Source organism: Arthrobacter sp. 05T47, assembly GCF_056395825.1.
On record NZ_JBFTKG010000023.1, the window covers coordinates 65,084 to 88,096 of the forward strand.

21 protein-coding genes are annotated in these 23,013 nt (G+C 65.0%); 11 read left to right on the top strand and 10 right to left on the bottom strand.

The annotated features are described in order from the left end of the window. Positions 1-42: 42 nt before the first annotated feature. Positions 43-1,050: an EamA family transporter gene (locus AC1DEY_RS15700; protein ID WP_476868764.1), complete on the top strand. Its 1,008-nt coding sequence runs from the start codon at positions 43-45 to the stop codon at positions 1,048-1,050. Positions 1,051-1,511: 461 nt separating this feature from the next. Here AC1DEY_RS15700 and AC1DEY_RS15705 read toward each other — a convergent pair whose 3' ends face one another. Together AC1DEY_RS15705 and AC1DEY_RS15710 are read right to left on the bottom strand one after the other, a co-directional pair. Then, positions 1,512-2,831, bottom strand: a complete 1,320-nt coding sequence (locus tag AC1DEY_RS15705; protein WP_476868765.1) for a flavin monoamine oxidase family protein — start codon at positions 2,829-2,831, stop codon at positions 1,512-1,514. Between the two features lie 10 nt (positions 2,832-2,841). After that, positions 2,842-3,189, bottom strand: coding sequence for a cupin domain-containing protein (locus AC1DEY_RS15710; protein ID WP_476868766.1), 348 nt, complete (start codon positions 3,187-3,189; stop codon positions 2,842-2,844). A 166-nt stretch (positions 3,190-3,355) separates the two neighbouring features. On the opposite strand from AC1DEY_RS15710, the gene AC1DEY_RS15715 reads away from it, so the two are divergent. Continuing rightward, positions 3,356-3,961, top strand: coding sequence for a TetR/AcrR family transcriptional regulator (locus tag AC1DEY_RS15715; protein WP_476868767.1), 606 nt, complete (start codon positions 3,356-3,358; stop codon positions 3,959-3,961). Between the two features lie 36 nt (positions 3,962-3,997). On the opposite strand, the gene AC1DEY_RS15720 is transcribed toward AC1DEY_RS15715, so the two are convergent. Continuing rightward, positions 3,998-4,621: a TetR/AcrR family transcriptional regulator gene (locus AC1DEY_RS15720; protein WP_476868768.1), complete on the bottom strand. Its 624-nt coding sequence runs from the start codon at positions 4,619-4,621 to the stop codon at positions 3,998-4,000. A 220-nt stretch (positions 4,622-4,841) separates the two neighbouring features. On the opposite strand from AC1DEY_RS15720, the gene AC1DEY_RS15725 reads away from it, so the two are divergent. The 6 genes from AC1DEY_RS15725 (at position 4,842) to AC1DEY_RS15750 (ending at position 11,897) form a co-directional block, all read left to right on the top strand. Then, positions 4,842-6,296 carry an APC family permease gene (locus tag AC1DEY_RS15725; protein ID WP_476868769.1) on the top strand — a complete coding sequence of 485 codons (1,455 nt, stop codon included), beginning with the start codon at positions 4,842-4,844 and terminating at the stop codon, positions 6,294-6,296. Positions 6,297-6,352: 56 nt separating this feature from the next. Then, complete coding sequence (locus tag AC1DEY_RS15730; protein ID WP_476868770.1) at positions 6,353-7,159, top strand: MoaF C-terminal domain-containing protein; 807 nt, start codon at positions 6,353-6,355, stop codon at positions 7,157-7,159. A 68-nt stretch (positions 7,160-7,227) separates the two neighbouring features. Further along, complete coding sequence (locus AC1DEY_RS15735; protein WP_476868771.1) at positions 7,228-8,637, top strand: aldehyde dehydrogenase family protein; 1,410 nt, start codon at positions 7,228-7,230, stop codon at positions 8,635-8,637. Between the two features lie 115 nt (positions 8,638-8,752). Next, on the top strand, positions 8,753-9,583 hold the full coding sequence (locus AC1DEY_RS15740) for an SDR family NAD(P)-dependent oxidoreductase (RefSeq protein WP_476868772.1): 831 nt from the start codon (positions 8,753-8,755) through the stop codon (positions 9,581-9,583). Positions 9,584-9,635: 52 nt separating this feature from the next. Beyond that, positions 9,636-11,162, top strand: a complete 1,527-nt coding sequence (locus AC1DEY_RS15745; RefSeq protein WP_476868773.1) for an NAD-dependent succinate-semialdehyde dehydrogenase — start codon at positions 9,636-9,638, stop codon at positions 11,160-11,162. A 504-nt stretch (positions 11,163-11,666) separates the two neighbouring features. Continuing rightward, on the top strand, positions 11,667-11,897 hold the full coding sequence (locus tag AC1DEY_RS15750; protein ID WP_476868774.1) for a hypothetical protein: 231 nt from the start codon (positions 11,667-11,669) through the stop codon (positions 11,895-11,897). A 103-nt stretch (positions 11,898-12,000) separates the two neighbouring features. Here the strand turns inward: AC1DEY_RS15750 and AC1DEY_RS15755 are convergent, their stop codons facing one another. The 4 genes from AC1DEY_RS15755 to AC1DEY_RS15770 all read right to left on the bottom strand — a co-directional run bounded on the left by AC1DEY_RS15755 (position 12,001) and on the right by AC1DEY_RS15770 (position 18,571). After that, positions 12,001-13,848, bottom strand: coding sequence for a hypothetical protein (locus AC1DEY_RS15755; RefSeq protein WP_476868775.1), 1,848 nt, complete (start codon positions 13,846-13,848; stop codon positions 12,001-12,003). Positions 13,849-13,947: 99 nt separating this feature from the next. Beyond that, positions 13,948-15,819, bottom strand: coding sequence for a hypothetical protein (locus AC1DEY_RS15760; protein WP_476868776.1), 1,872 nt, complete (start codon positions 15,817-15,819; stop codon positions 13,948-13,950). Positions 15,820-15,906: 87 nt separating this feature from the next. Beyond that, positions 15,907-16,119: a hypothetical protein gene (locus AC1DEY_RS15765; RefSeq protein WP_476868777.1), complete on the bottom strand. Its 213-nt coding sequence runs from the start codon at positions 16,117-16,119 to the stop codon at positions 15,907-15,909. A gap of 511 nt (positions 16,120-16,630) precedes the next feature. Then, complete coding sequence (locus tag AC1DEY_RS15770) at positions 16,631-18,571, bottom strand: hypothetical protein (protein ID WP_476868778.1); 1,941 nt, start codon at positions 18,569-18,571, stop codon at positions 16,631-16,633. A 561-nt stretch (positions 18,572-19,132) separates the two neighbouring features. Between AC1DEY_RS15770 and AC1DEY_RS15775 the strand changes: the two genes are divergently transcribed. Then, on the top strand, positions 19,133-19,729 hold the full coding sequence (locus tag AC1DEY_RS15775) for a competence protein CoiA family protein (protein WP_476868779.1): 597 nt from the start codon (positions 19,133-19,135) through the stop codon (positions 19,727-19,729). Here the strand turns inward: AC1DEY_RS15775 and AC1DEY_RS15780 are convergent. Then, entirely contained in the window at positions 19,704-20,153 is a 450-nt protein-coding gene (locus tag AC1DEY_RS15780) for a hypothetical protein (protein WP_476868780.1), read from the bottom strand. The genes AC1DEY_RS15775 and AC1DEY_RS15780 overlap by 26 nt on opposite strands. 281 nt (positions 20,154-20,434) lie before the next feature. On the opposite strand from AC1DEY_RS15780, the gene AC1DEY_RS15785 reads away from it, so the two are divergent. Then, the gene (locus AC1DEY_RS15785; protein WP_476868781.1) at positions 20,435-20,827 is read left to right on the top strand and encodes a hypothetical protein; all 393 of its coding nucleotides are present in this window, start codon (positions 20,435-20,437) and stop codon (positions 20,825-20,827) included. A 98-nt stretch (positions 20,828-20,925) separates the two neighbouring features. Here the strand turns inward: AC1DEY_RS15785 and AC1DEY_RS15790 are convergent, their stop codons facing one another. Further along, on the bottom strand, positions 20,926-21,228 hold the full coding sequence (locus AC1DEY_RS15790) for a DUF4193 domain-containing protein (RefSeq protein ID WP_476868782.1): 303 nt from the start codon (positions 21,226-21,228) through the stop codon (positions 20,926-20,928). A gap of 653 nt (positions 21,229-21,881) precedes the next feature. Here AC1DEY_RS15790 and AC1DEY_RS15795 point away from each other — a divergent pair. Further along, the gene (locus tag AC1DEY_RS15795) at positions 21,882-22,307 is read left to right on the top strand and encodes a hypothetical protein (RefSeq protein ID WP_476868783.1); all 426 of its coding nucleotides are present in this window, start codon (positions 21,882-21,884) and stop codon (positions 22,305-22,307) included. Between the two features lie 82 nt (positions 22,308-22,389). Here the strand turns inward: AC1DEY_RS15795 and AC1DEY_RS15800 are convergent. Then, positions 22,390-23,013 (bottom strand): ABC transporter permease (locus tag AC1DEY_RS15800; protein ID WP_476868784.1); only part of this gene is annotated, 624 nt, incomplete at its 5' end.

Sequence of the window (23,013 nt, forward strand, 5' to 3'; positions counted from 1 at the left end):
CAACGCTGGTGCTTCATTCTCCTCTCTGTCAGGGTGGGGAGCGTGAACCTTCGCCATTCCTTGCTTGCCACCCTCGTCGCTGTCTTGTGGGGCCTAAACTTCGTGGCCATCGACTTGGGCCTCCACACCAACGGACGCGACGTTCCGCCGTTGCTGTTCGTGGCCATGCGCTTTGTCCTGGTGGTCTTCCCCTGGATCTTCTTCGTGCGCAAGCCTGATGTCAGCTGGGCAGCAATTATCGGCGTCGGACTCTTCATGAGCGCCGGCCAGTTCGGACTGCTGTACCTGGCCATGGCGCTGGGCATGCCGGCTGGTCTGGCATCCCTGGTGCTACAGGCGCAGGTTCTGCTTACGGTGCTGTTGGCCGCCGTGTTCCTGGGCGAGCGGCCCAGCGGGCGTCAGTTGGCCGGCGTCGTACTTGGCGTCGCCGGCCTGGCGGTAGTGGCGGTGGGCCGCAGCGCCGTTGCCCCGCTACTTCCGTTCGTCATTGTGCTGGCCGCGGCGCTTTCCTGGGCTGTGGGGAACGTGGTTGCACGCAAAGCCAGGGCGGCGTCGGGCCTGGGGCTGGTGGTCTGGTCGGGTGCGGTGGTCCCGCTCCCGCTCGCCGGACTTTCACTGATCATCGATGGCCCCGATGCCATCACCGCAACGATCGGAGACCTCCAGCCCGCCACTGTCCTGAGCGCGCTATACACTGCGGTTTTCGCTTCGCTGGTGGGCTACGGGATCTGGAACCGGCTGCTCGCGAAATATTCGCCGTCGGCCGTGGTCCCGTTCACGCTGCTAGTCCCGGTCGTGGGGATGAGCGCCGCGTGGCTGGCCCTGCAGGAAGTGCCCTCGGCCACCGAAGTGGCTGGCGGACTGCTCCTGCTGGGAGGAGTGGCAACGGCGGTGCTCACCGGAAGCGGCGGGCGCATTCAACGACAGGGCCCCGCTTTGCCGCCAGTTTTGGGGCCGGCTTCAGCCAGTGGATTGCGGGTCGCAGACGCCGCCGAACAAAACCTACAGCGACTGCAGGGATCAGCCAGTGGAAAACCGTCCGAGAACTGACATATCGCAGTTCAGGGGGCCAGCTCAACCATCGGGTGAGTCTCCAGTTCTCGTTGGTTGCGTCTGCCTAGACGGAGCAGCATGGAAGCCGCCCATCCCGAATGTACTCCGTCCCGCTTCCTTGGAATCGGGACAACCAGTAGACGATTCTCACTGTGGTGTTGAAGCTGGGGGATCTCCAGGGGACGGCGCCGGAGCTGGGAGCGCATGTTGGATCTTCTGTATCTGCTGAGCCTGATGCGTATGCGGACGAAAAATTTCATCAGCGATTCCGAGCAGCTCTCCGCTACCTCTGCGCCTAATGCCGTTCCGGCGATCCCTTCGCGACGACCAGTACCAAATGCCCGCCAAACCAGCTGGCACACCGAGTACCGCCAACGCCCCAATCAAGAAGTCCATGGTGGCAACCATGGCTGCCAAGGAATGCGCCCGCACTCCTGCAGACGGCTCCCCGGACGCGTTCAGGAATGATTGAGGTGCAACAGTGCGGCCGCGTCGCGGGCGGCCTCCATTCCGCTTTCGATCGCTCCGTCAATGAAGCCGCCCCAGCCATTCGCGATATCAGAGCCGGCGAACAGTATGCGCCCGTGGGCCTGCTGCATGATGGCCAGATGCCGGGATAGGAACCCTGTTGCGTGCATCGGCCAGGTCTCACCGGAGAGAGGATCGGCCACCCAGTCATGGCTGGCGACGTCAATAACTTCGGCATCGGGGAGAAGTCGCTGAAGCTGGCGCTGGACAGCGGTGGCATCTTCGACGTCGATCTTCGCAGAGTCCGGGCCGAACCCTACAACGATCGTGTCGCCGTCGACTTCGTATTCGGCCTGGAAGAAATTCAGCGGCCAGTCCGCTCCGCCGAGGGCTACGAAGGGGGTGTGCAGTCCACGGAGCCGGATCCAAACCTTCGCTCCCCTTGACACCTGCCCCCTGGTGATTCCTTCCTGCTTCGCGGGAGGAAGCTCCGGATCAAACGCCACCTGGTGAAGGGCATGAATCGGAACTGTCACAATCGCACTGGCACCGCGGAGTGACCTTCCATCTGTACTGGTGACCGTCACGGTTCCGGCTTCGTCACGGACGTCCCCCACGACAAAGCCGTACTCGACGCAGGCTGACGAGTCGTCAAGAATGGCCTGCGCCAGAGCTGCAGTACCTCCGACGATCTTGTAAGTAGCGCAGGCTTCAAAGCTGACTGCCCAATCGCCGTTGGTCAGGGCCACCCACCTCAGAGCCTGCGTCAGGGCTGCGTGCTCCAGTGGGCCGTTGAAGTTGAGGGCCCAAAATGATTCGAGAATTTCGCGCTGGCCGCCTTCGGGGAATTGAGAGCGGATCCGGTCGAGCACGGAAACGTCGTCGATGTCCTTAAAGTGATCCGATGCCAGCGGGCGGAATGGTTCCGGAAAATATTTGCGGGAGTCTTGGACAAGGCGCTCGTTGGTTGCACCGATAAGGCCGAGTAGCGTGCCGGGGTCTCCCTCATGGCGGGCGCCATCTGCCCACCAAAACGCGCGCTGCGGTTCGGGGCTGGGGGTTGTCCCAAGGCCGTAGCGCTTGAGCTCAGCCCAAACGTAGGGTTGGGTCCAGTGAACCCAGGTGCCGCCGATTTCCAGATCTCTTCCGAGGCGGTGGTCCAGCCAGGTCCGTCCGCCGATCCGATCTCGTGCTTCCACGATGCGGACGGTGGCCCCCTGCCGCGTGAGTTCACGGGCGGCCGTGAGTCCTGCGAATCCCGCGCCGATCACTACGACGTCGACATTCGTGATGACTGCTGCGTTGTTCACTTGTCAGTTCCTAGGAGTAGACGAAGAATTCGATGGCGGGCTCAAGAACGGTCCACTTTGTTCGGGCGCCCTTGTTCAGGGATGCAGCGCCGCCGGGAGTCAGGTCGTAGATGGTCCCGCCTTCGACTTCGATGATGATGTGACCTTCGATGATGGCGATCGTCTCGTCGGCTTCGATGAGCAGATCGAAGGGTTCTGGTGCCTCTTCAGGGGTTACGTGCCAGTAGCCGCACGCCAGCGCCTCACGGTCCCCCGCGCCAAATCTCCGGATCCACTGGACGGATCCCAGTTCAAAGGGTTCGTTCTTGGTTCGGTCCAAGGATGCGGCGGTGGTGAAGGCAGGGCTGCTGAGGGACATTTCCACTCCATGGGGTAGCGGTGCCAAGCTCTGGTGCTGGCACAAGGTGATGGCTGGATGGCCTGTTGTCGTTAGTGACTCGGATCACGTACCAGCATCTAAGCAAGTGCTGAGTTTCATGTCAATACCCGCGCGCCAGCGCTCGTGGACTGACTAGACTCGATTCATGACCCAACCAGCTGCGTCGTCAAAATACGGAACAGGGAAGGAGGCGCTGCTCCGTGCCGCCGTGACAGTGGCGGCACAAAAGGGCCTTCGCGGCCTCACCTACAGATCCGTCGCAGAGTGCGCAGGCGTTAACAACACCTTGGTCGCCCACCACTTCGGCTCCCGTGACGCACTGATCGTGGCGGCGATGGAATGGGCGGCCGAACGCTCGATCGGAGCGTCCCAGCTTCGGGAAGCTGCCGCACTCGGACGCTCCTTCACCGATTCGCTTTTGGACCTGCTCCTGGAAGACCCGGAGCTGCAGGTGTTCCAGTACGAGATGATTCTCGAATCTCGCCGCCGCCCCGAACTCGCCGCTGGAGTACTGGCATTTTACGAAAACTACGTAGCGGCCTTGGCTGACGGATTGACGGCATTTGGCATGAACGGGAACGTCCGGGTAGTGGCCCGCATGCTCTTCGCAGCACTGGATGGGCTAGTCCTCCAGTACCTCGCTGGAGTCGACAGGGCGCTGATCGCAGCCTCGCTGGAGGAGGTCCATGAAGTGCTCATGCGCCGCCGCGATGCCAGCCCGCATGCGGACCCGACTTCCGGCCCAGCCTGACCTATGACCCAGCGGGATGCGAGTTCGGCGCTCCCGTCAGGGATGCTGCAGGCTGAGCGACGGATTAGCGACGTCGTCAGAGTGACCGCTCCTCGAGCTTGGAAGTCCTGACAGAAGCTTGCCCACCTGAATGACAGCAGCCCGGATCTTCGCGGGATGGCCGAGCGTCAGGTACTGGAGCATGAGCCCGTCCAGGGCGGCGAAGATCGCCAGGGCGGCCTCTCCCCCGGTGTCGATGCCTCGATGGCGGAGGGCCGCCTCGACGGTGCCGACATAGTTCTCGTAGAGGCGTTCCACTATGGCGAGGATTTCCGGCTTACGCCGCGCCTCCAGGAGCATTTCAAATTGGAACAGCTGCAGTTCCGGTTCTGCCGACACCGTGGCCATGAGGGCATCAGCGAACTTTCCATCGAAATCCGCGATGCGCGCCAGTCCTGTTTCATCGATGGATCGTTGAACGGCCCATTCCATGGTTGCGGTGAGGAGTCCTTCAACAGAGCCGAAATGATGCGTGACCAGCGTGTGGTTCACCCCGGCGCGGGCGGCCACTGAGCGGTAGGTCACTCCCCGAAGGCCTTTTTCCGCGACCACGTCAATCACGGCCGACAACAACGCGTCGCGGCCGTCTCCGTACGGCAATCTCCGTGATTCCTGGCTCATAACCCGAGTTTAGCCTCGTCGGCCGGCTTCGCGGGGACCATTGACAGTCGAAACTATACAGATGTAGAGTTTGGAGTGTGGCCGGAATCACAGCCCGAGCCGCACTCTCCCAAACAGCTTCGGCCATTGCTCGCTACCGCGCACCGTCGCACGAACGCAGAGCCCCCTAATCCCCTTCGCATCGGCCTTTACGCCATTTGCACTTCCGAAAGAGCAACTCATGGATCAAGAAACAGATCGGACCTCCGCGGTACTCGATACGAAGGACCCCGAGGGCACGGCAACCGCAGCAAGATTGCGGCCCAACAAGCTCGGTGTTCTGGCAGTGGCGTTCTTTGCCATCGCTGCGGCTGCCCCGATGGCCGCCGTTGTAGGCGCGAGTCCGGTGCTGTTTTCCGCCAGCGGCCCTGGGGCGCCCGTGATTTACACAATTGCTGCCCTGTTGGTGGCTCTCTTCTCCGTTGGATACCTTCGGATGAGCCAGCACATCACCAATGCCGGTGGCTTCGTCGCGTACATAGCGAAGGGACTCGGCACCAAGTGGGCCACCGGTGGGGCGGGGATCGCCATCCTGACCTATCTCAGCCTGCAGGTAGGCCTCTGGTCCCAGTTCGGCGTGTTTGCCCAGCAGCTCGTGGAGCGCATGACCGGACTTGGACTTCCTGTGTACGTGTGGATCGTCATCGTGATGGCTGTGACGACCGGACTGACCATGAAGGGCGTGGACGCGAGCCTGAAAGTGCTGGGCATCCTCATCCTCGGTGAAACGCTCGTTGTCGCGGCCCTGATTGTGTCCCTCATTGCCCAGAAGGGCCTGGGAATCTTCACTTTCACAGGATTCACCGCCTCCAACGTGTTCGGGCCGGGCCTGGGTATCTCCCTGCTGTTCGCCTTCGCCTGCTTCACAAGCTTCGAAGCGACAGTCGTCTTCGCCGAAGAGGCGGTAAACCCGCGGCGCACCATTCCCCGCGCGGCCTACCTGGTCATCGCCTTCGTGGGCCTCTTCTACACCCTTTCGACGTGGGCCATCAGCGGCGCCGTCGGCATCGACCGCATCCAGGCAGAGGCCACCGACAATCCCGCAGGCATGATCTTCGACCTGGCCGATGCCAGTGCCGGAGCATGGCTCAGCGTCTCGATGCAGGTCCTGGTCGTCACGAGCTTCATCGCCATGCTGCTGGGTCTGTCCAACATGTTTGCCCGGTACCTCTTCGCACTGGGCCGCGCCGGCGCCCTGCCCGCCAAACTGTCCTCTGTCTCCAAGAGCGGAGCGCCGTCCTTCGCAGGGCTCGCCAATGCCCTCGTCGTGCTGGTCATCATCAGCGCCTTCCTCCTGACCGGAGCCGACCCGATCACGACGGTGTTCGCATGGTTTGTCGCCCTGGGCACGGCCGGCTTCATCAGCATCCTCCTGCTGACCTCAGCCGCGATCATCGTTTTCTTCCAAAGAAGCCGCATCCGGGACAACCTCTGGGTCACCCTCATCGCCCCCTCGCTGTCCTTCTTGGCCTTCATCCTCATCGGATACCTGACCCTGGACAACTACGACGCCCTCCTCGGCGGTGCCGGCGGAATCGCCCGGTGGCTCCTGCTCGGCATCCCGGTCTTCCTCGTAGCAGGACTGATCCGCGGGACGCAGAAACCCTCCATCGACTACGCCGCAGAAAACGTCTGACCCTCCTCACAGAACACCCCGAAATAGCCCCCATGAACGGCAGAAGGAACAACATCATGACCACCGCCGAATTTCAGGACTACATTCCCGAAGACCAGTGGCCCCCCGTCTCGACCATGCTCGACGGCTTCGGGGACCAGACCCTCCCCGCCTCCCCGGCACTATCCGGCACCACGCTCCGACTCCCGGCAGAGGACGGATCTACCGCCAAGTACACATTCAACGACGCCTTTTCCCTCACTTGGACCATCGTCGAAAACGACGGCGAACGGAGCATTCGGACGGCCGCCTACAAGGCCATCGAGGCGCGTCCCGGGATCTTCATCATCGACTTCGTCTGGGGCAAAGGCTTCGACGCCGAGAACGTCACGATCGTCCTGGACCGCAACACCGGGGCCGTCACGACCGCTGTTTCAAGCTTCGTCGTCCGGGATGGCAAGACTCGGAGCACCACCGAATTCAGCTACGCGAACACGTTTGGTTCGACGGCGCAACACCAGCGCTCCTCTGGCCTGGTCGGCAAGCGGATCTTCTACCGCTACAGCGACATCGAAACCTACGAACACATCTACCTGAATCCAGGCACGTTCACCTGGAACTGCATCCGGGGTGGCGAGGCAGGACTTGCCGATACGGACCGTTGCATGACATGGGACGTCGCCGAGGACCTCTTCATTTTCTTCTGGACAGAAAAAGTCATGACCGTTGAGGCCGTGCTGCTGGTCGATCTTCGTGAGCAGCGCTCCATCGGCCGGATGTTCGGCTGGGACGACCCCGCCGCCGAACCGGTGATCCTGCCCTTCAACTCCCGCCTCAGTGTCCTGAACACCACCGAATACCCTCAGGACACCCACAAGCACTAACCCCCGGCGCACCGCCATACTGCAGAGCCGAACGGGACTGCACACTAGCTACTCATTGAGGAGTAACAATGGAAACCTACGACGCCCTTCTGGCCTCGATCACCCCGGTCTCCGGCGAAACCCGGACCATTCTTGACCCCGCCACTGGCACCCCCGTCGGCGAAGCACCCGTACATACCATTGAGGACCTCGAGAGGGCGGTTGCGGCGGCCCAGGCGACGCAGCCGGCCTGGGCCGCGCTCGGGCACGACGCCCGCAGCGCCGCGCTGCTCAAGTCAGCGGACGCCGTCGAACGATCCGCCGAGGAACTCGCCCGGTTGCTCTCCCGGGAGCAGGGCAAGCCGCTCAACGGCCCCAACGCACGGTTCGAAGTCGGCGCCTGCGTCGCCTGGCTCCGTGCCACCGCCGCCACCGCGCTGGACCCGGAAACTGTGGTGGACGACGGCGAAACCTACGCCGAACTGCACTACAAGCCCATCGGCGTCGTGGGGGCGATCGGCCCGTGGAACTGGCCCATGATGATCACCATCTGGCAAATAGCCCCCGCCTTGCGGATGGGCAACGCCGTGGTGGTCAAACCCTCCAAAAACACCCCCCTGAGCGTTCTGGCTCTCATCCACGTAATGAATCAGGAACTCCCGGTAGGTCTGCTGACGGCAATCAGCGGGGACCGAGAGGTGGGTGCCCGCCTGGCCGAACACCCCGCCATCGGCAAGATCATGTTCACCGGCTCTACCGACACGGGCAAGGCCATCATCAGGTCCTCCGCCGACACCGTCAAACGCCTCACCCTGGAGCTCGGCGGCAACGACGCCGGCATCGTCCTGCCCGACGCCGACCCCAAGGCGATCGCCGAAGACCTCTTCTGGGGGGCCTTCATTAACACCGGCCAGACCTGCGCGGCGCTCAAGCGACTCTACGTGCACGAGGACATCTATGACGACGTCTGCGAAGAACTCACCAAGTTCGCCGCCGCCATGCCGATGGGTAACGGCCTGGACGAGAACAACGTCCTCGGGCCGCTGCAGAACAGGGCTCAGTACGAGATCGTCGCCTCCCTGGTCCAGGCGGCCAAGGACTCCGGTGCCCGGATCCTGCTGGGCGGCAACCCGGACCCGGACCAGCCCGGCCACTTCTACCCCGCCACGCTCGTGGCCGACATCGACAACGACAACCCGCTGGTGGCCGAGGAACAGTTCGGCCCCGCCCTGCCGATCATCCGCTACGCCACCGTGGACGAGGCAGTCGCCAAAGCCAACGCGCTCGACTTCGGACTCGGCGCCTCCGTGTGGTCCTCCGACCTCCCCGAAGCCCGCAAGGTGGCGGCCCGGCTCGAAGCCGGAACCGTCTGGATCAACAGGCACGGCGCCGTCGACCCGCGCATCCCCTTCGGCGGAGCCAAACAATCAGGTTACGGGCTGGAATTCGGTGTCGAAGGCCTCAAAGCCCTCGGCGTGCCCCAGGTCATCAACGGCTGAAGAATGCCTGTCCAGACACTGTTCCCGGCCTACAGTCAGCCCGGGAAACAGTGTCTGGTGTCATGAGAGGTTTGTCGGCGGACTTCCGATCCGGCCCCTACAGAAGGACTGAAAATTGAACACTGGTCCCGTAGCCATCGTTACCGGGGGAGGAACAGGCATCGGTGCAGCAACAGCCAAGGCCCTTAGATCCGAAGGATGGGACGTCGTGATTTGCGGCCGCCGGCTCGAAGCTCTCCATGGAGTTGCTGAATCCACGGGCGCGATTCCCTTCGCCGCGGACGCTTCGTCAGATGACGACATCCACCGAATAGTTGCACGCACCCTCGACCGATTTGGATCCATCAATGGCCTTGTGCTGAACGCGGGAATTCTCCGACCCGGCCCCGCCGGGGAGCTGACAGATCGAGACTGGGACGACATGGTCAGGACGAACCTGACCGGACCATTCCGTCTGGTCCGCGCCGCGTTGCCGCACCTCGTGGCGGCGAGAGGCGCCATCGTGGGGGTCGCTTCCGCCGCCGCGCTGAGGGCAACCGGCGGCATCGCCGGGTACAACTCCACAAAGGCGGGTCTTGTCATGCTGATGCAGTCCGTGGCCGTGGACTACGGGCCGTTGGGTGTTCGGGCCAATGCTGTGTGTCCAGGATGGACCCGGACGGAAATGGCAGATCTTGAGATGGATGAATATGGGATCGAACTCGGGCTGGAACGTCAAGATGCTTATGCTGCGGCCACCTCGTTCGTGCCGAGCCGCAGGCCGGCGGAGGCCTCCGAAGTGGGCCGAGTCGTGGCCTGGCTGCTTTCAGACCAAGCGTCGTACATCAATGCCGCAGTGTTGCCCGTCGACGGCGGAATGATTGCCGTTGATCCAGGTTCACTCGGCCTGAACCCCCGTGTCAGCATCGCGAACGCCCAGCGCCCCCAGATCCAGGACAGCCTCTAGCCGCACTTGGAGGCATGCGCCGACTTCATCACGCCTACTGAAAGACATTCCCATGACAGTTTCACCCATGACCTCCGCCGCCATCAGCTCGGCCAGGGAGACGGCGCTGATCGCCAGCGTGCCCACTGGCCTGCTCATCGACGGACTGTGGCGTGACGCGTCCGACGGCGGCACGTTCGACGTCCACGATCCCGCCACCGGCGCGGTGCTCGCCACCCTGGCGTCCGCCACCAGCGAAGACGCACTCGCGGCGCTCGACGCCGCGGACAAGGTGCAGGCTTCCTGGGCCCGGACCGCCCCGCGTGAACGGGCCGAAATCCTGCGCCGCGCCTTTGACCTCGTGACCGAGCGCGCCGCGGACTTCGCGCTGCTGATGACCCTGGAAATGGGCAAACCCCTGGCCGACGCCCGCGGCGAAGTCACCTACGGCGCCGAATTCCTGCGCTGGTTCTCCGAAGAAACCGTCCGCGACTACGGCCGCTACCTCACCACCCCCGAAGGCAAGAACAAAATCCTGGTCCAGCACAAGCCCGTGGGCCCGTGCCTGCTGATCACCCCCTGGAACTTCCCCCTCGCCATGGCCACCCGCAAGGTCGCCCCGGCCATAGCCGCTGGCTGCACCATGGTCCTCAAACCGGCCAAGCTCACCCCCCTGACCGCACAGCTGTTCGCCCAGACCATGCTCGACGCCGGTCTGCCCGCCGGCGTCCTGAACGTCGTGGCCTCCGCCAGCGCCGCCGGAATCTCCGGGCCGCTGCTGGCCGATACCCGACTGCGGAAGGTCTCCTTCACCGGCTCCACCCCGGTGGGCAAGCGCCTCATGACCGATGCCGCCCAGAATGTCCTGCGGACCTCCATGGAGCTCGGCGGCAACGCACCGTTTATCGTGTTCGAGGATGCGGACCTGGACAAGGCCGTCGACGGCGCCATGGCCGCGAAGATGCGGAACATGGGAGAGGCCTGCACCGCGGCCAACCGCTTCCTTGTCCAGGAATCCGTCGCACAGGAGTTCACCCGAAAGTTCGCCGCGGCCATGAGCGCCCTGGCCACAGGCCGAGGCACCGAACCGGAGACCCAGGTGGGCCCGCTCATCGACGCCGGCGCCCGCGACGACGTCCACGCCCTCGTGTCCGCCGCCGTCGACGCCGGCGCCACCGCCCTCACCGGCGGCGCCCCCGCGGACGGTCCCGGCTACTTCTACCCGCCCACCGTGCTCGCCAACGTGCCCAACGACGCCGAAATCCTGCGCCAGGAAATCTTTGGCCCCGTCGCCCCGGTTACCACCTTCGCCACCGAACAGGACGCCATCCGGCTCGCCAACGCCAGCGAATACGGCCTCGCCTCGTACGTCTACAGCCGCGACTTTAACCGACTGCTGCGCGTCGCGGAGCAGATCGAATTCGGCATGGTCGGCTTCAACGCCGGCGTCATCTCCAACGCCGCCGCGCCCTTCGGTGGCGTCAAGCAGTCCGGGCTAGGCCGCGAAGGCGGCTCCGAAGGGATCGCCGAATACACCACCACCCAGTACATCGGCATCGCCGACCCGTGGACCGACCGCACCGAACTCGTGGACCCATGAACACGTCTCAGCGGAAGTATGCACGGAGGGAGCCACACAGGAGCAACGGGAGGACCTCACTCCGGTGTGGACAATGTGCTCACCGCCTTTCGCCTGACAAGGGGGCCCCGACCCCTCCCCCAGGCCGCCGGTAAACAAGGAGTCCGGAGAAACAAATCTTCAAGAAATCCCGGCAGGTCATGTCGTCAGCGGCACCCCGCGGCATGAACAGGTACAAGACCAACCAGGGCCACCAGAACAAGTCAGAAAAGGAGGCCCGAATGAGCCCACATCCCAGCAGGCGGAGGGCCCACCAGCCAGGGACCTGAACCGCCACCCACACAACTTCACAGGCCACCGCGGCAGCCAGGCACCAGCCGCGACAAGCGTCAGAGGGACCCGAGCAGGGTCAATGTACACACGTTCCGAAGCCCGGGACAGCGCGCGCCGCATCACCGCCGGAGCGCCGACCCTGGCCGAGCGGATCTCGGCCCGCGAACCAGAGACAGCCTTCTAGGGAGAACCATGACTGACCAGATGCTTCTCGATACGAAAGCGCGGATCGAAGCCGACCCGCAAGCCCGGTTCGCGGTCTCCCTGGACCGGCTGGCCTACGCCAAGGACAACCACCCCCTCGGCACCGACCTCGTCCGCACCTTCGTGCGCCGGAACCCGCCACACATCCTGGACGGCCAGCTCAAGGACGATGTCGCGCTGCTGCGCCGCGGCATCCGGGCCCTCACCGGCCGGGACTAGGTCCTCGGCGTCCGCTACGGCGAGCCGGCCGTGGCCGTCCGGACGTCGGCGGCGCGGTGTTCGACTGGATCACCGACGCTGAAGCCCGTGCCGTGGTGGCGCATCAGCGGGCGAAGAGGGCCTCGCTGACCGTGGTGGCGCTGGTGTACCCGTGTCGGGTGCCCGTGACCTGCACGGTGATCTTTTTGTCCCGGTCGGCCGTCCGGACTTTGTAGGTCGAGGCGGTGGCTCCGGAGACCGCGACGCCGTTGCGCAGCCAGCGGTACGTGAACTTCGTTTCGCGCGTCCAGGTTCCGGGCTTCGCGGTGAGCACTTTCCCGGCTTTGGCTGTGCCAGTGATCGTCGGTACCCCGGGTTTGATGTTGGCGGGCCCAATTTTCGCCGCGGCCTTAATCGTCTGGGTCTTCAGGGGCTTGCCGTCCAGCGTGAAAGCTACCTTGACGGAAATGTCCGTTCCGAAGTCCGCAGGCGCCAGATGGTACTGCGTGCTGGTGGCGCCCGTGATCGGGACCCCGTCGCGGAACCATTGCCGGGACCAGGTGAGTCCCGGGCGGTAATCGGCCCAGACGCCGAATCCCACGCCGATGAATGCACCTACCCGGAAGTTTCCGCCTATAACGGGCCGGACCTTCTGTGCTGGGTCAGGAACTGTCACGGGGTTCGGAGCGGTGACCTTGACCCGGGCCATGGCGTAGCCGGGGGCTGAGGCGGTCACGAGGACGGTGACCGTGGCCCCGACGTCGTTCGCGTCCGGGCTGTAGGTCGGGCCGGTGCCGGACACTTTTCCGTCCGGTGACAGCCAGTTGTAGGTGACGGTCAGGGTTTCGGATGGCGCGGACCAGGTGCCGGGCGTCACGGACATGGCCCGCCCGGTCAGGGCGTCGCCGGTCAGGACCGGTTTGGCGACGTTCGTCAGCTGTTTCAGCTCGAGGCCTGCGGCCGCCGGTACGGCTACCGCGTTGGAGTGGGCATCGTATTTATCGGTGTCGGTGAACAGCACCAGGGTGTGGCCCTGGTCCTCGGCCGTGATGGTGTAGGTCAGGGGGGTTGCGTCGGGAATCGCGACACCGTCTCGCAGCCACTGGTAGGCGTGCGGGTACCGGTTCGGGCCCAGAATGCTGTCCTGCCAAGGTACATCGTCGGTGCCAGTCAGGATTTCCCCGAGACCGGTTCCGCCGGTAACCACGGCGCCGGGAGTCGCCGGGGAGAATGAGCCGGATCCGGCGTGTCCGATGACGGTGACCGGATCGTAGTCGGCGGCGAAGGCGTTGACCCGGACGCTGAGCGCCCCCGTCGGTCCCCAGCCTGTGCGGTCGAACGTTCGGCCGGTGGCGCCCGGGATGCGCTCGCCGTCGCGCAGCCACTGGTAGTTGAACTGGACGTCCCGGGCAAGACCCCAGTCGATCCATCTGCCCGTGCGGGCAACCATGATGGGGCTCGGCAGGGCCGGGTACGTGGTCGCGGGCTCGACCGTAAAGGTCGTGGCCGGATGGAGTGACTTGATGGGGCCGGAGGCATTCGAAACGGGCGCGCCCTTGAGGGACCACATCGTAGTCGTCGCGTAGCCGGGCGCCGTCGCTGTGGTCGTGACCCGGACGTACTTGCCGGCGTCCGCCCTGGTAAGCGTGTACGTGGCACCCGTAGCGCCGAGGATGGGAACGTCGTTGCGGACCCATTGGTGCGTGAATGTTGCGTCGGCCGGTTCCCAGGCGCCGTCGAAGACGGTGAGCGTGTTGCCGACCAGCAGTGTGCCGGCGGCGACCGGGCGAGGGCCAGTGGCGGCCTCATTGATCAACACCGGGTAGGCGGAGCCGTCAGCTGCGGTGCAGTATTTGACCCAGTCAACCACCGGGCCGCACCCCCCGGTATCGGCCTGCGCAGGAGCGGCCAGCCCGGCAAGCAACAGGGCGAGTGTCCCGACGGCGGCGAGACAGACAGTCTTCTTGTTCAATTCTTCCCCCAGTCTTCGCGCCGGTCCCCCGGCCCCGCAGATGATCGCAATGTCTGGCAGCCCCCTCGCGGACGCTGCCCTCTGAATAGCACCGGCCGGTCAGCGCACGGTGTAGGAGCCGCTCGTCTTGGTGACGGTGGTGTAGCCGAGGCGGGAGCCCGTGACCCGGACCGTGATCCTGGCGCCTTTGTCGGCGGTCCGGACCTTGTAGGTCGGCTCCGTGGCTCCGGAGATCGTGACGCCGTTGCGCAGCCAGCGGTACGTGAAGGCGGTGCCCCAGGTCCAGGTGCCCCGCTTCACGGTCAGGACGTTCCCGGCCGTGACGGTGCCGGCTATCGTCGGCGAGGCCGCAACCAGTGCCGCAGCGGCGACCTTCGCCGGGGTGTTGACCGTCTGGGTTGTCAGGATCTTGCCTTCGATCGTGGAGGTGACTCTGGCGGAGATTTTCTTGCCGAAGTCTGCCCCCACCAGGGTGTAGTCGCTGCCGGTCGCCCCGGCGATCGGGGCGCCGTCGCGCAGCCACTGGCGGGACTCTTTCACCACCCTCATGTCATAGCGGGTCCAGACGCCGGCGTTGACGGTTAGTGTCTCCCTCACGGTCGCTGTGCCGCTGATGGCCGGGGCTTTGGTCTGATCCGGGTCATGCATGCTCAAGGGCTTGGGTGCGATGACTTTAATGCGGGTCGGGGCATAGCCTGGGGCCGAGACCGTCACGAAGACGGAGACGATCTGGTTAAGTTGGAACCTGCCCGGGGCGTAGCTCGGGCCGGCGTCCCACATCCTTCCGTCCGGCAGCATCCAGTCGTAGGTGAACGTCAGTTTCTCGGCCGGTTCGGACCAGGTGCCGGCCGTCACGGTCATCGGCGTGCCGGTCATGAAGGACCCGGTCAGGACGAGCTTGGTGACGTTCCTCAGCGGCTTCAGCTCGACACCTGTGCCCGCGGCAGCCGGCACGGCGACCGCGTTGGAGTAGGAGGTGCCGTAAGACCAACGCCTCGTGCTGTGTGTCTCCACGACCAGTGTGTGCCCCTGGTCCTCGGCAGTGATGCTGCGGGTCATCCCGGTGGCTCCGGGAATGAGGACACCGTCCCGCAGCCAGGTGTAGGTGTGCCCGATCGGTTCACCCGGCCCGGTGAAGCCCTGCCAGGGAATCTCGTCGACGGCGGTGAGGACGTCCCCGAGCCCGGTGTTGCCGGTGACCACCGTGCCCGGGGTGGGGTTGAATTCGGACACGCCTCTCGGGAGCGAGGTCCGCGTGGCCGGTGTGAACCCGGGAGCGTGGCCGGTGATCCTGACGCTGAGCAGCCCCGTCGAACCCCATCCCGTGGTGTCGAACATTTTCGCGGTGGCACCCGGGATGGGCTCACCGTCGCGAAGCCACTGGTACTGGAAGTAGATGACCGGCGCTCCCGAAAACGACCCGGGCATGGCGATCACGAGGCGGCTGGGATCGTCGAGGCTGGTGCCTTCACCGACCAACTGGAACGAGACGCCCGATGCCTGAATGGAGGGAACGGCGGCGCCGGCATTCGTGACGGGGACGGTTTTGGTGGACTGTAGGGTCGTCTTGGCGTAGCCCGAGGCTGTCGCCGTGGTCTTGACCCGGATGCCCTTGCCGAGGTCCGCCTCGGTGAGCAGGTAGGTCGGGCCGGTGGCGCCGAGGACCGGCACGTCGTTGCGCAGCCACTGGTGCGTGAAGGTGGCGTCCGCGGGATCCCAGGTGCCGTCGACAACGGTCACGGTGCTGCCGACCTGGAGGGCTCCGCTGATGCCGGGCCGCGGGCCTGCGGCGGCGGTGTCGACCAGCAGGGCGTAGCCCGCTCCGTTCTCGGCCGTACAGAATTTGACGGAGTCGACGACGGGACCGCAGGGGTCCGCCGTCAATGAGGCGTGAGCCGGCACGGCGAGGCCCGCAAGCGAGAGCGCGGCGAGTGCCCCGGCGATGCCGAGACGGACGGCGAGTGTTTTCAATTGTTCCCCCAAGTCTTCGGGCCGGTCCCCCGGCCCCACAGATGATCGTAATACCTGGCGTGGCTGTTGTCGCCATGTTTCCGCTTGTCAGGGCTCCGGGACGACATCGTAGTAGGTCACCCGCCACAGATCGGCGGCCAGGGCCGCCGGGGTCCAGGAGAGCTGGTGCACGGCACCACGTCCGGTGGCGGCGGTGACCCGCCAGAGGCCGGTGTCGCACAGCACGGCGATGATCCGCTCATCGCGGGCGTTGAAATACTGCAGGACGGTGCCGGGCTCCGCCGGAAGTCGCCACCGCATCCTCGGCCAGCTCGGCTCCGGAATGGCACCACATCCAGGAAGACCCGCCGGCCCTGACAGCGGCCGAACGCGCCAATGCGGCCTACCGGGACCGGCGCGACACGGTTCAGGAAGCCTTGGCCGGCGGCGGGACACGAGCGGCCCAGTTCAAGCGCGGCATGGTCGACGGCGTGCTTACCTCGAGCTCGTGGAGCCGATCAAGCAGCTGAAACGCGACGGCCGGCTCGATGAAGCCCTAGTCCTCTACTACAAAGCCATCGAGGCCGCCGAAAAGGGCCGCGGGGGCCGTGAGCCGGCGCCCCGGTACACCGAGCAGGCCGCCGTCGTCCACCGAAGGCTCTCCCAGAAGGACGAGGAGATCGCCGTGCTGAAGCGGTGGCTGGCCAAATGCCCCAAGGCGCGCCGTGACGGGAGCGGTCGCAGAGTGCCTCGCCAAACTGGAACCCGCTTCCTGACACGTCAGGTAGCCTACTCGCGACAGTCGGCTACTTGTCGGGCACGAGGCCCGTTGTCACACGACCTGGACTGTCGACGCCGAGGTTTTCGACTTGGTGCTGTAGCCGGTCTTGGTGCCGGTGACGGTAACCGTGATGGTCTTGCCTGCCTGGGACGTCGTGAGCTTGTAGGTCGCGGCGGTCGCGCCGGTGATGGCGGCTCCGTTGGCCTTCCACTGATACGTCAGGGTCACCGGCGCAGGTCCCCACGTACCCGCGACGGCAGTCAGGGTGGAGCCCGCCTTCGCCGTGCCCGTGATCGTCGGCACCGGCGCCGGCCCGAGCGAGCCCGCGGCAATCGCTGCCGTGGCCGCGGAGGTCTTCGACTTTGTCGTGTAGCCAGCCTTCGTACCGGTGACTGCGACCGTGAGAGTCCTGCCGAGCTGAGCCGCGGCGACTTTATAAGTGGCGGCTGTCGCGCCCGTGATGGCGATGCCGTTGGCCTTCCACTGATAGGCCAGGGCCACCGGTGCCGGTCCCCAGGTTCCCGGGACAGCCGTCACCGTCGAACCGACTTTCGCCATGCCCGTGATTGTCGGCACCGGAGCCGGTCCGAGCGTGCCCGCAGCGACGGCAGCCGTGGCCGTGGAGGTCTTCGTGTTCATGGTGTAGCCGACCTTCATTCCGGTAACACTGACGGTGAGTGTCTTGCCCATCTGGGCCGCGGCGGGCTTGAAGGTGGCGGCGGTCGCCCCTGTGACGGCGACGCCGTTGGCTATCCACTGATACGCCAAAGTCACCGAGGCCGGTCCCCAGGTGCCCGGGACCGCGGTTAGCGTGGATCCGACTTTCGCCGTGCCCGTGATTGTCGGCACCGGAGTTGGCCCGAGGACCAATGGCTTGAGGAATAGGGCCATGTTGATGCCGGTCAGGTTCTGACCAGTGGCAAGGGTCACCGGGGTTGCCGTCTCTATGGAGGTCGCGTTCTTGTACCACTGCGGAGGGATGGTGCGTGTTCCCTGGAAGAACAGGTTGTAGCTGCCTGCCACCAGTTGGGAGATTTTGTAGGTTCCGTCGGCGCCTACGGGAATGCCCGGGATGCTCGTTATCCGGGTCCCGGTCGGGAACACATACACGTTGGCGCCGGTCAGATCGCCGCCGGGGGGCGCGGTAATTTTCCCGCTGATGGTGGCGCCCGTCTTGACTGTGACGTTGATGCCGGTGAGGTTCCGGCCTTCGGAAATGGTCACGGCGGTGGCCGTCTCAAATGAGCTCGCATTGACGTACCACTGAGGAGCCGCGCTGGTGTCCCCCGGAGTGACCTGCAGTTTGTAGCTTCCGGCGGACAGTTCAGGCACCTTGTACGTCCCGTCGGCGCCCACGTCCGAAAAACCTCCGTAGACGCCAGAGCCGGTCACCGGCGCCACCGCTACATTCAGATGCGTCAGGTCGACGCCGGGCGGAGCATCGATCTTTCCGCTGATGCTGGCAGCCTTTTTGAGGGTGACGTTGATGCCAGTGACGGCCTGGCCGGCGGTGACGGTCACGGCGGTTGCGGTCTCGGAGGAGGTCGAGTTGCTGTACCACTGCCATAGGGCGTTGCTGTCGACCCCGCCGAATTGAAGTTTGTAACGGCCCGCCACCAGGCCGGTAATCTTGTAGGTCCCGTCGGCGCCAACGAAGGAAAACCCCGTCTGCGTGCCGGATGCGGCCATTTGGGAATAGACAATCACTTTGGTCAAGTTGACGCCGGGCGGCGCAGTGACCTTTCCGCTGATGCGGGAATCCTTCTTTAGGGTGACGTTGATGCCGGTGACAGCCTGGGCCGCCGTCACGGTCACCGGGATGGCAGTCTCGAAAGTGGTCGCGTTGCTGTACCACTGCGTCAGTGTGCCGCTGTCGTAGCCAGAAACAGCACCGAAGCTCAGTTTGTAGGAGCCTGCTGGCAGGTAAGACACGGTGTACGTTCCGTCGGCACTAACCACGCCGCTGCCCGCGTAGCCGTTGGAACTGGTCATCGCCATCACGCTCAATGAGGTCATTGTGACGCCGGCGGGAGCGGTGATCCTCCCGCTGATGCTGGCGGTCGACGTGTCAACGACGGCTGCTGCGGGGTGGCCCCCAACGAACAAAAGCGATAAACAGACCAAGACTGAAATGGCCAGCCGCATACGCAGCTTACTGGCAATGCGAAGCATGTTCCCCCCATAGATTCTTCTGCGCCGGACCAGCCCGCTCGCCTACGCCGCGAGTCTAACCACAGATCCACCATATGACGTTGTGTTTTTCCTTAAACGCGCGCCAGATACCGCAACAGGGTCGAGTGTGTCGTGATATGCCGCCTGTGCCCCGACTCAGTAGGCGTCGCCGATCGCCGATGGCCGCCGCACCCCCGGCATGATGTCTCTCGCAAGATCGCTGCGGCCGTGGTTGAATCGGTCCGTCAGCGGCAACGGCCGCTAACGAGGTGGACAATGCCGCTGGTGGCCATGCTTGATGGGGAACGGGTCGATGCCACGAAGCACACGCGTGAGTCCTGGCTGACGCTGGAGTCCGCGGATGAGCGCAAATAACTGGTCATGCCCTTGTGCGGTGTCCGGGCCGAAGCCAAGGCCCGCGGTGACACCAGGTTCTTCGCGCACCTGTCCACCGCCGGCTGTGATGTCGAGCATGGCGGTGAGACGCCGCAGCACTTGGCCATGCAGGAGGCCCTGGCCGTGGGCATCGACCGGCTGCCGGGGTGGCGCGCCATCATCGAGCACCCGCATCCTTCCCGTGAGTGGATCGTCGACGTCCTCGCCGAGTCCGATGACGGGGCACGGAAGGTGGCGTTCGAAGTCCAGCTGTCCTCCCAGACGCCGGACCTGTACGCGGCCCGAAGCCAGCGGTACTTCGAGGGCGGCATCTTCCCCGTGAGGCTCGTGCCCCGGCCGCTGGAGTGGAGCGCCACCACCGTGCCGGCGGCCGTGACAGGTTTCCGCAAAACCTCGGACATCCCGGACGTCGTCGAACAGCTGCTCCGGATCGACGTCAGTCAGGACTTCGTCGCGCAGGCCAAGAGCATGGACGCGTTCATCTGCTGCCACTCCTGCACGGCCCGAACTGGCCGCAAGGATCTCCGGCCCTGCAGGTGGCCGCCCGGAAAGCCGACTAGGAACGTCGCATCGCCCAGCTGAAAGCCGACGAGGCCAGACGCGCCGCGTTCGAGCTCGCCGTCCAGCAGACGCACGAATACAGCGCCCCGGCGTCCTCCGCCTTCGGCCCGAACCGGGTGCCGCCCGCATCCGACATCTTCATCTGGGCGACACTGAACGCGTGCTGGAAATGCGAAAAGCCCATGCTCGTGTGGACCGCTGGCAGCCCCGGGCCGGGCAAACGGTGAACCCGGGTCCCGAACATCCAGGTCAGGGACGAGGTCGGCCCGAAGCGCTTCGAGAACCGGCCGGAGATCCACCGCGTCGTCGACCGGTGGATCAGAGAAACGAAGGCCGACGTGCCCAATGCCGTCATCAAGCTTCGTCGCACCAAGGCCTCCGGCAAGGAATACGGTGCGTTCTGCTGCCCTGCCGCGACGCGGTTGTCGGCCAGGTCTTTCTGCACCGGCTTCGCCCCGAAAAGTGGTCGCTCATCAGCGGACCGCAGATCGCTGCCGCTGCGGCCCGGCCAGCCCAGAGCATCCCCGGGCAACGCAAACCGGCCCGGCAGCGGGTCACCCCCCTCCTCCGCCCCGGACGGTGCCGGTCCTCGACGAGTCACCGCGGATGCTGGCACCGCAGCAAACCTGGGCGGAACTTCACTCCTCGGACGGCATTGCCGACGCGCGCCCAAAGATTCCTGGTCACCCGACCATGAACAACCCAGTCCTCAGTTAGCAATCGACCATGACCCTATCTACGGGCAGCCGGACCCCTGCCGCCCCGGCCGGCTCCGACATCGAGCACTTCGGGGTGCTGGTGCGGCCCGGGAAGTACGGGCACCGGCCGACCCGTGAGATGTACGCGTTGGTCAAAGGCAACGTATCCGACTCCGTCGAAGGTGTCCGGAGCGCCCTTGGGGTGCTCAAGGCCGCCGGACTCGAGCAACGACTGCGCCAGGTGATAGCCGTCCACGGGGTCCAGGGCGACCTGCCGGGCATGATTGGTGAGCAGGTGCGGCAGCAGCGATTCGGAGACGGTGGATTTTCCGGCACCGGGCGCGCCGGCTATTCCGAGCAGGCACCGTCCGCGCCGCTGGAGCAGCGCTTCAGCCCGGGCGAGGAGCTGCTGCTGGCCTGATTCGTCCCAGCGCAGGTATGGAGGGGTGTTCATCGCTTCCTTCTTTCGGCTCTTGCCTGGACCAGGACCAATGGCCGGGCATCTGGAGCAGGAGCGTTCTAACCCTCGCACTCGATGCAGTACGAGTGGCCGTCCTTTTCACGGGCGAGCTGGGACCGGTGCCGGACCAGGAAGCAGGAGTAGCAGGTGAACTCGTCCTCGGCCTGGGGAATCACCTGAACAATGAGTTCCTCGGAGACAAACTCCCCACCGGGGGCCATGGCCTCATCCAGAGCATCGGATTCGTCCAGCGCACGGACGACACTTTGGGCGTCCGGAGCGTTCGCGGACTGCAGCGCCTCCAGGGACCGGTCCTGTGATTCCTTGACGTCAGAACGTACTTCGTCGTAATCGGTTGCCACTTGGGTCTTCTCTTTTCGGGCGTTTTTAGCTGACGGCACGGAAACGTACACCATAGCCCCGCTATTCCCGTGTCGCGGAACCGGCACGCCCCGTCGGGGAGCCGATGGCCTGCGCGTCGCCGCGGTCTTCATCCTTGCGGTTCCTTGACCCAGCCCAGCGCCGCGGTGAGCCGGCCGACTTCGGGTCTCCTTGTGGACATCGCGAAGGGCGTCGCAGGTGTGGGAGGCCCACAGCGGAAAGGTCCCAATGAGCCACAGCATCCCGTATAAGCGGTGTGGACAATGTACACGCCACCTTTAGACGGACGACCTTGGACACGCGAAAGTGATCCGCATTGAGTGGTGAGCCTATGATCTGGCCTCCGTGGGGAACTGCCGTCACCAAGGTCCTGCTGGACTAATTGTCCAACCGACCGGGGGCGCCGCAGCATCGGCGTCACTGATTCTTTTGGGGATCAGCCGTTCCCGTCATCCCTACAATCGCACTTGTGATCGAACCATAGCCCCGAGGCCGTGCAGTTGCCGCTTGGCTCTCCAGCCTTCGGTCTGGAACTCGACGTCGAACGCATGTGGCCCGAAAGGCCGGCCACGGTAGGCTGCGCATAGCCGAACAGCCGACCTCCCGGCCCAGAGGACCCACAGAAGGACAGGCAATGCCCACAGCTAAGCAATGGTTCTGGATTGGAACCGGCGTGGCTGCCCTGTTCGTGGGCGCGGTCAGCCAGGCGGTGTCAGCGAACATCCGCCCCGCCGGGTCTGTTGAGCCTGCGACTGTCCTCGTGGAGTTCCTGGCGCCCGGCAATGCGGTGCGCGCCACGGTGAACTGGACGACACCCGAGGGCTCACAGACGTACCGCGGTGAACTGCCGCTCATGAACACCAAAGGCAGCCAGGGCATCGCCTACCGGCTGCCGGCCGGGTCGGCCGTGTCTATGAGCGTCACCAATGCAGGAAGCACGGCAGTACCAATCTGGGCTTCGCTGGAATCGTCGCCTGCCGTATCGAGGTGGATGCGTACCCGGTGGTCAGCAAGGACGAACACAGGTACAACTCCTCGTGACCTGCTCGACTCTCGCTAAGCCGCCGCTCGGTTAGGCGACCCGCAGTATATGCAGGCTGCCGTGACTGTTGCCGGGCACCCGTATGAGGTTGCTGTTTTGTTCAGGCGTCCCGGCGCTTCACGCTCACGAGCGCCCCAGCCAGGGCCGCCGCCGCCCAGGCTAGGACAACGAGGCCTCCCTGGGCCTGGGTCAGATGGTCCTGCGCGGTGCGGATTGCCACCATGTCGGTGCCGGCGGACGTGGGCAGGTAGAGCCCAAGGTCCCTGAACGAGCCGTTCACGCTGGAAAGTATCGCCACGATGATCGGAAGGACGATGAGCACTCCGAGCGTGGCCACGATGCCGCCGGCGCTGTTGCGCAGCAGTGTCCCGATACCCAGGCCGAGGACGGCGACCAGGGCGAGGTAGGCCCCGGTGCTGAAGATGGCCCGGATCACCCCGTCAGCGATGAGCGGGTAGCTGAGCCCGTGGGGCTCGAGGAGCGGCTGGGCGACGGCGTAGGAGACGAGGGCCGCGGCGGCGCCAACGATAAAGGAGGTTCCAGCGACCACGAGCGTCTTGGCCAGAACGGCGGTGATCCGGCGGGGCACCGCAGTGAGGGTTGTGGTGATCATGCGGGTGCCATATTCGGAGCCGATCTGCATGACGGCCAGGGAGGCGATCAGGAACTGGCCGATGACAATGCCGTTGGATGCCACGCCGCGGGCCATCACGCCGAACTCCTC

What these genes read in the sequence shown, in the direction of transcription:
- AC1DEY_RS15770 (WP_476868778.1), bottom strand. Translation starts at nt 18,571, where the DNA reads ATGACCAGTTCCAACGGCTACGCGGGCAGCGGCGTGGTTAGTGCCGAC.
- AC1DEY_RS15745 (WP_476868773.1), top strand. Translation starts at nt 9,636, where the DNA reads ATGACAGTTTCACCCATGACCTCCGCCGCCATCAGCTCGGCCAGGGAG.
- AC1DEY_RS15715 (WP_476868767.1), top strand. Translation starts at nt 3,356, where the DNA reads ATGACCCAACCAGCTGCGTCGTCAAAATACGGAACAGGGAAGGAGGCG.
- AC1DEY_RS15775 (WP_476868779.1), top strand. Translation starts at nt 19,133, where the DNA reads ATGCCCTTGTGCGGTGTCCGGGCCGAAGCCAAGGCCCGCGGTGACACC.
- AC1DEY_RS15720 (WP_476868768.1), bottom strand. Translation starts at nt 4,621, where the DNA reads ATGAGCCAGGAATCACGGAGATTGCCGTACGGAGACGGCCGCGACGCG.
- AC1DEY_RS15735 (WP_476868771.1), top strand. Translation starts at nt 7,228, where the DNA reads ATGGAAACCTACGACGCCCTTCTGGCCTCGATCACCCCGGTCTCCGGC.
- AC1DEY_RS15750 (WP_476868774.1), top strand. Translation starts at nt 11,667, where the DNA reads ATGACTGACCAGATGCTTCTCGATACGAAAGCGCGGATCGAAGCCGAC.
- AC1DEY_RS15795 (WP_476868783.1), top strand. Translation starts at nt 21,882, where the DNA reads ATGCCCACAGCTAAGCAATGGTTCTGGATTGGAACCGGCGTGGCTGCC.
- AC1DEY_RS15785 (WP_476868781.1), top strand. Translation starts at nt 20,435, where the DNA reads ATGACCCTATCTACGGGCAGCCGGACCCCTGCCGCCCCGGCCGGCTCC.
- AC1DEY_RS15725 (WP_476868769.1), top strand. Translation starts at nt 4,842, where the DNA reads ATGGATCAAGAAACAGATCGGACCTCCGCGGTACTCGATACGAAGGAC.
- AC1DEY_RS15730 (WP_476868770.1), top strand. Translation starts at nt 6,353, where the DNA reads ATGACCACCGCCGAATTTCAGGACTACATTCCCGAAGACCAGTGGCCC.
- AC1DEY_RS15765 (WP_476868777.1), bottom strand. Translation starts at nt 16,119, where the DNA reads ATGCGGTGGCGACTTCCGGCGGAGCCCGGCACCGTCCTGCAGTATTTC.
- AC1DEY_RS15710 (WP_476868766.1), bottom strand. Translation starts at nt 3,189, where the DNA reads ATGTCCCTCAGCAGCCCTGCCTTCACCACCGCCGCATCCTTGGACCGA.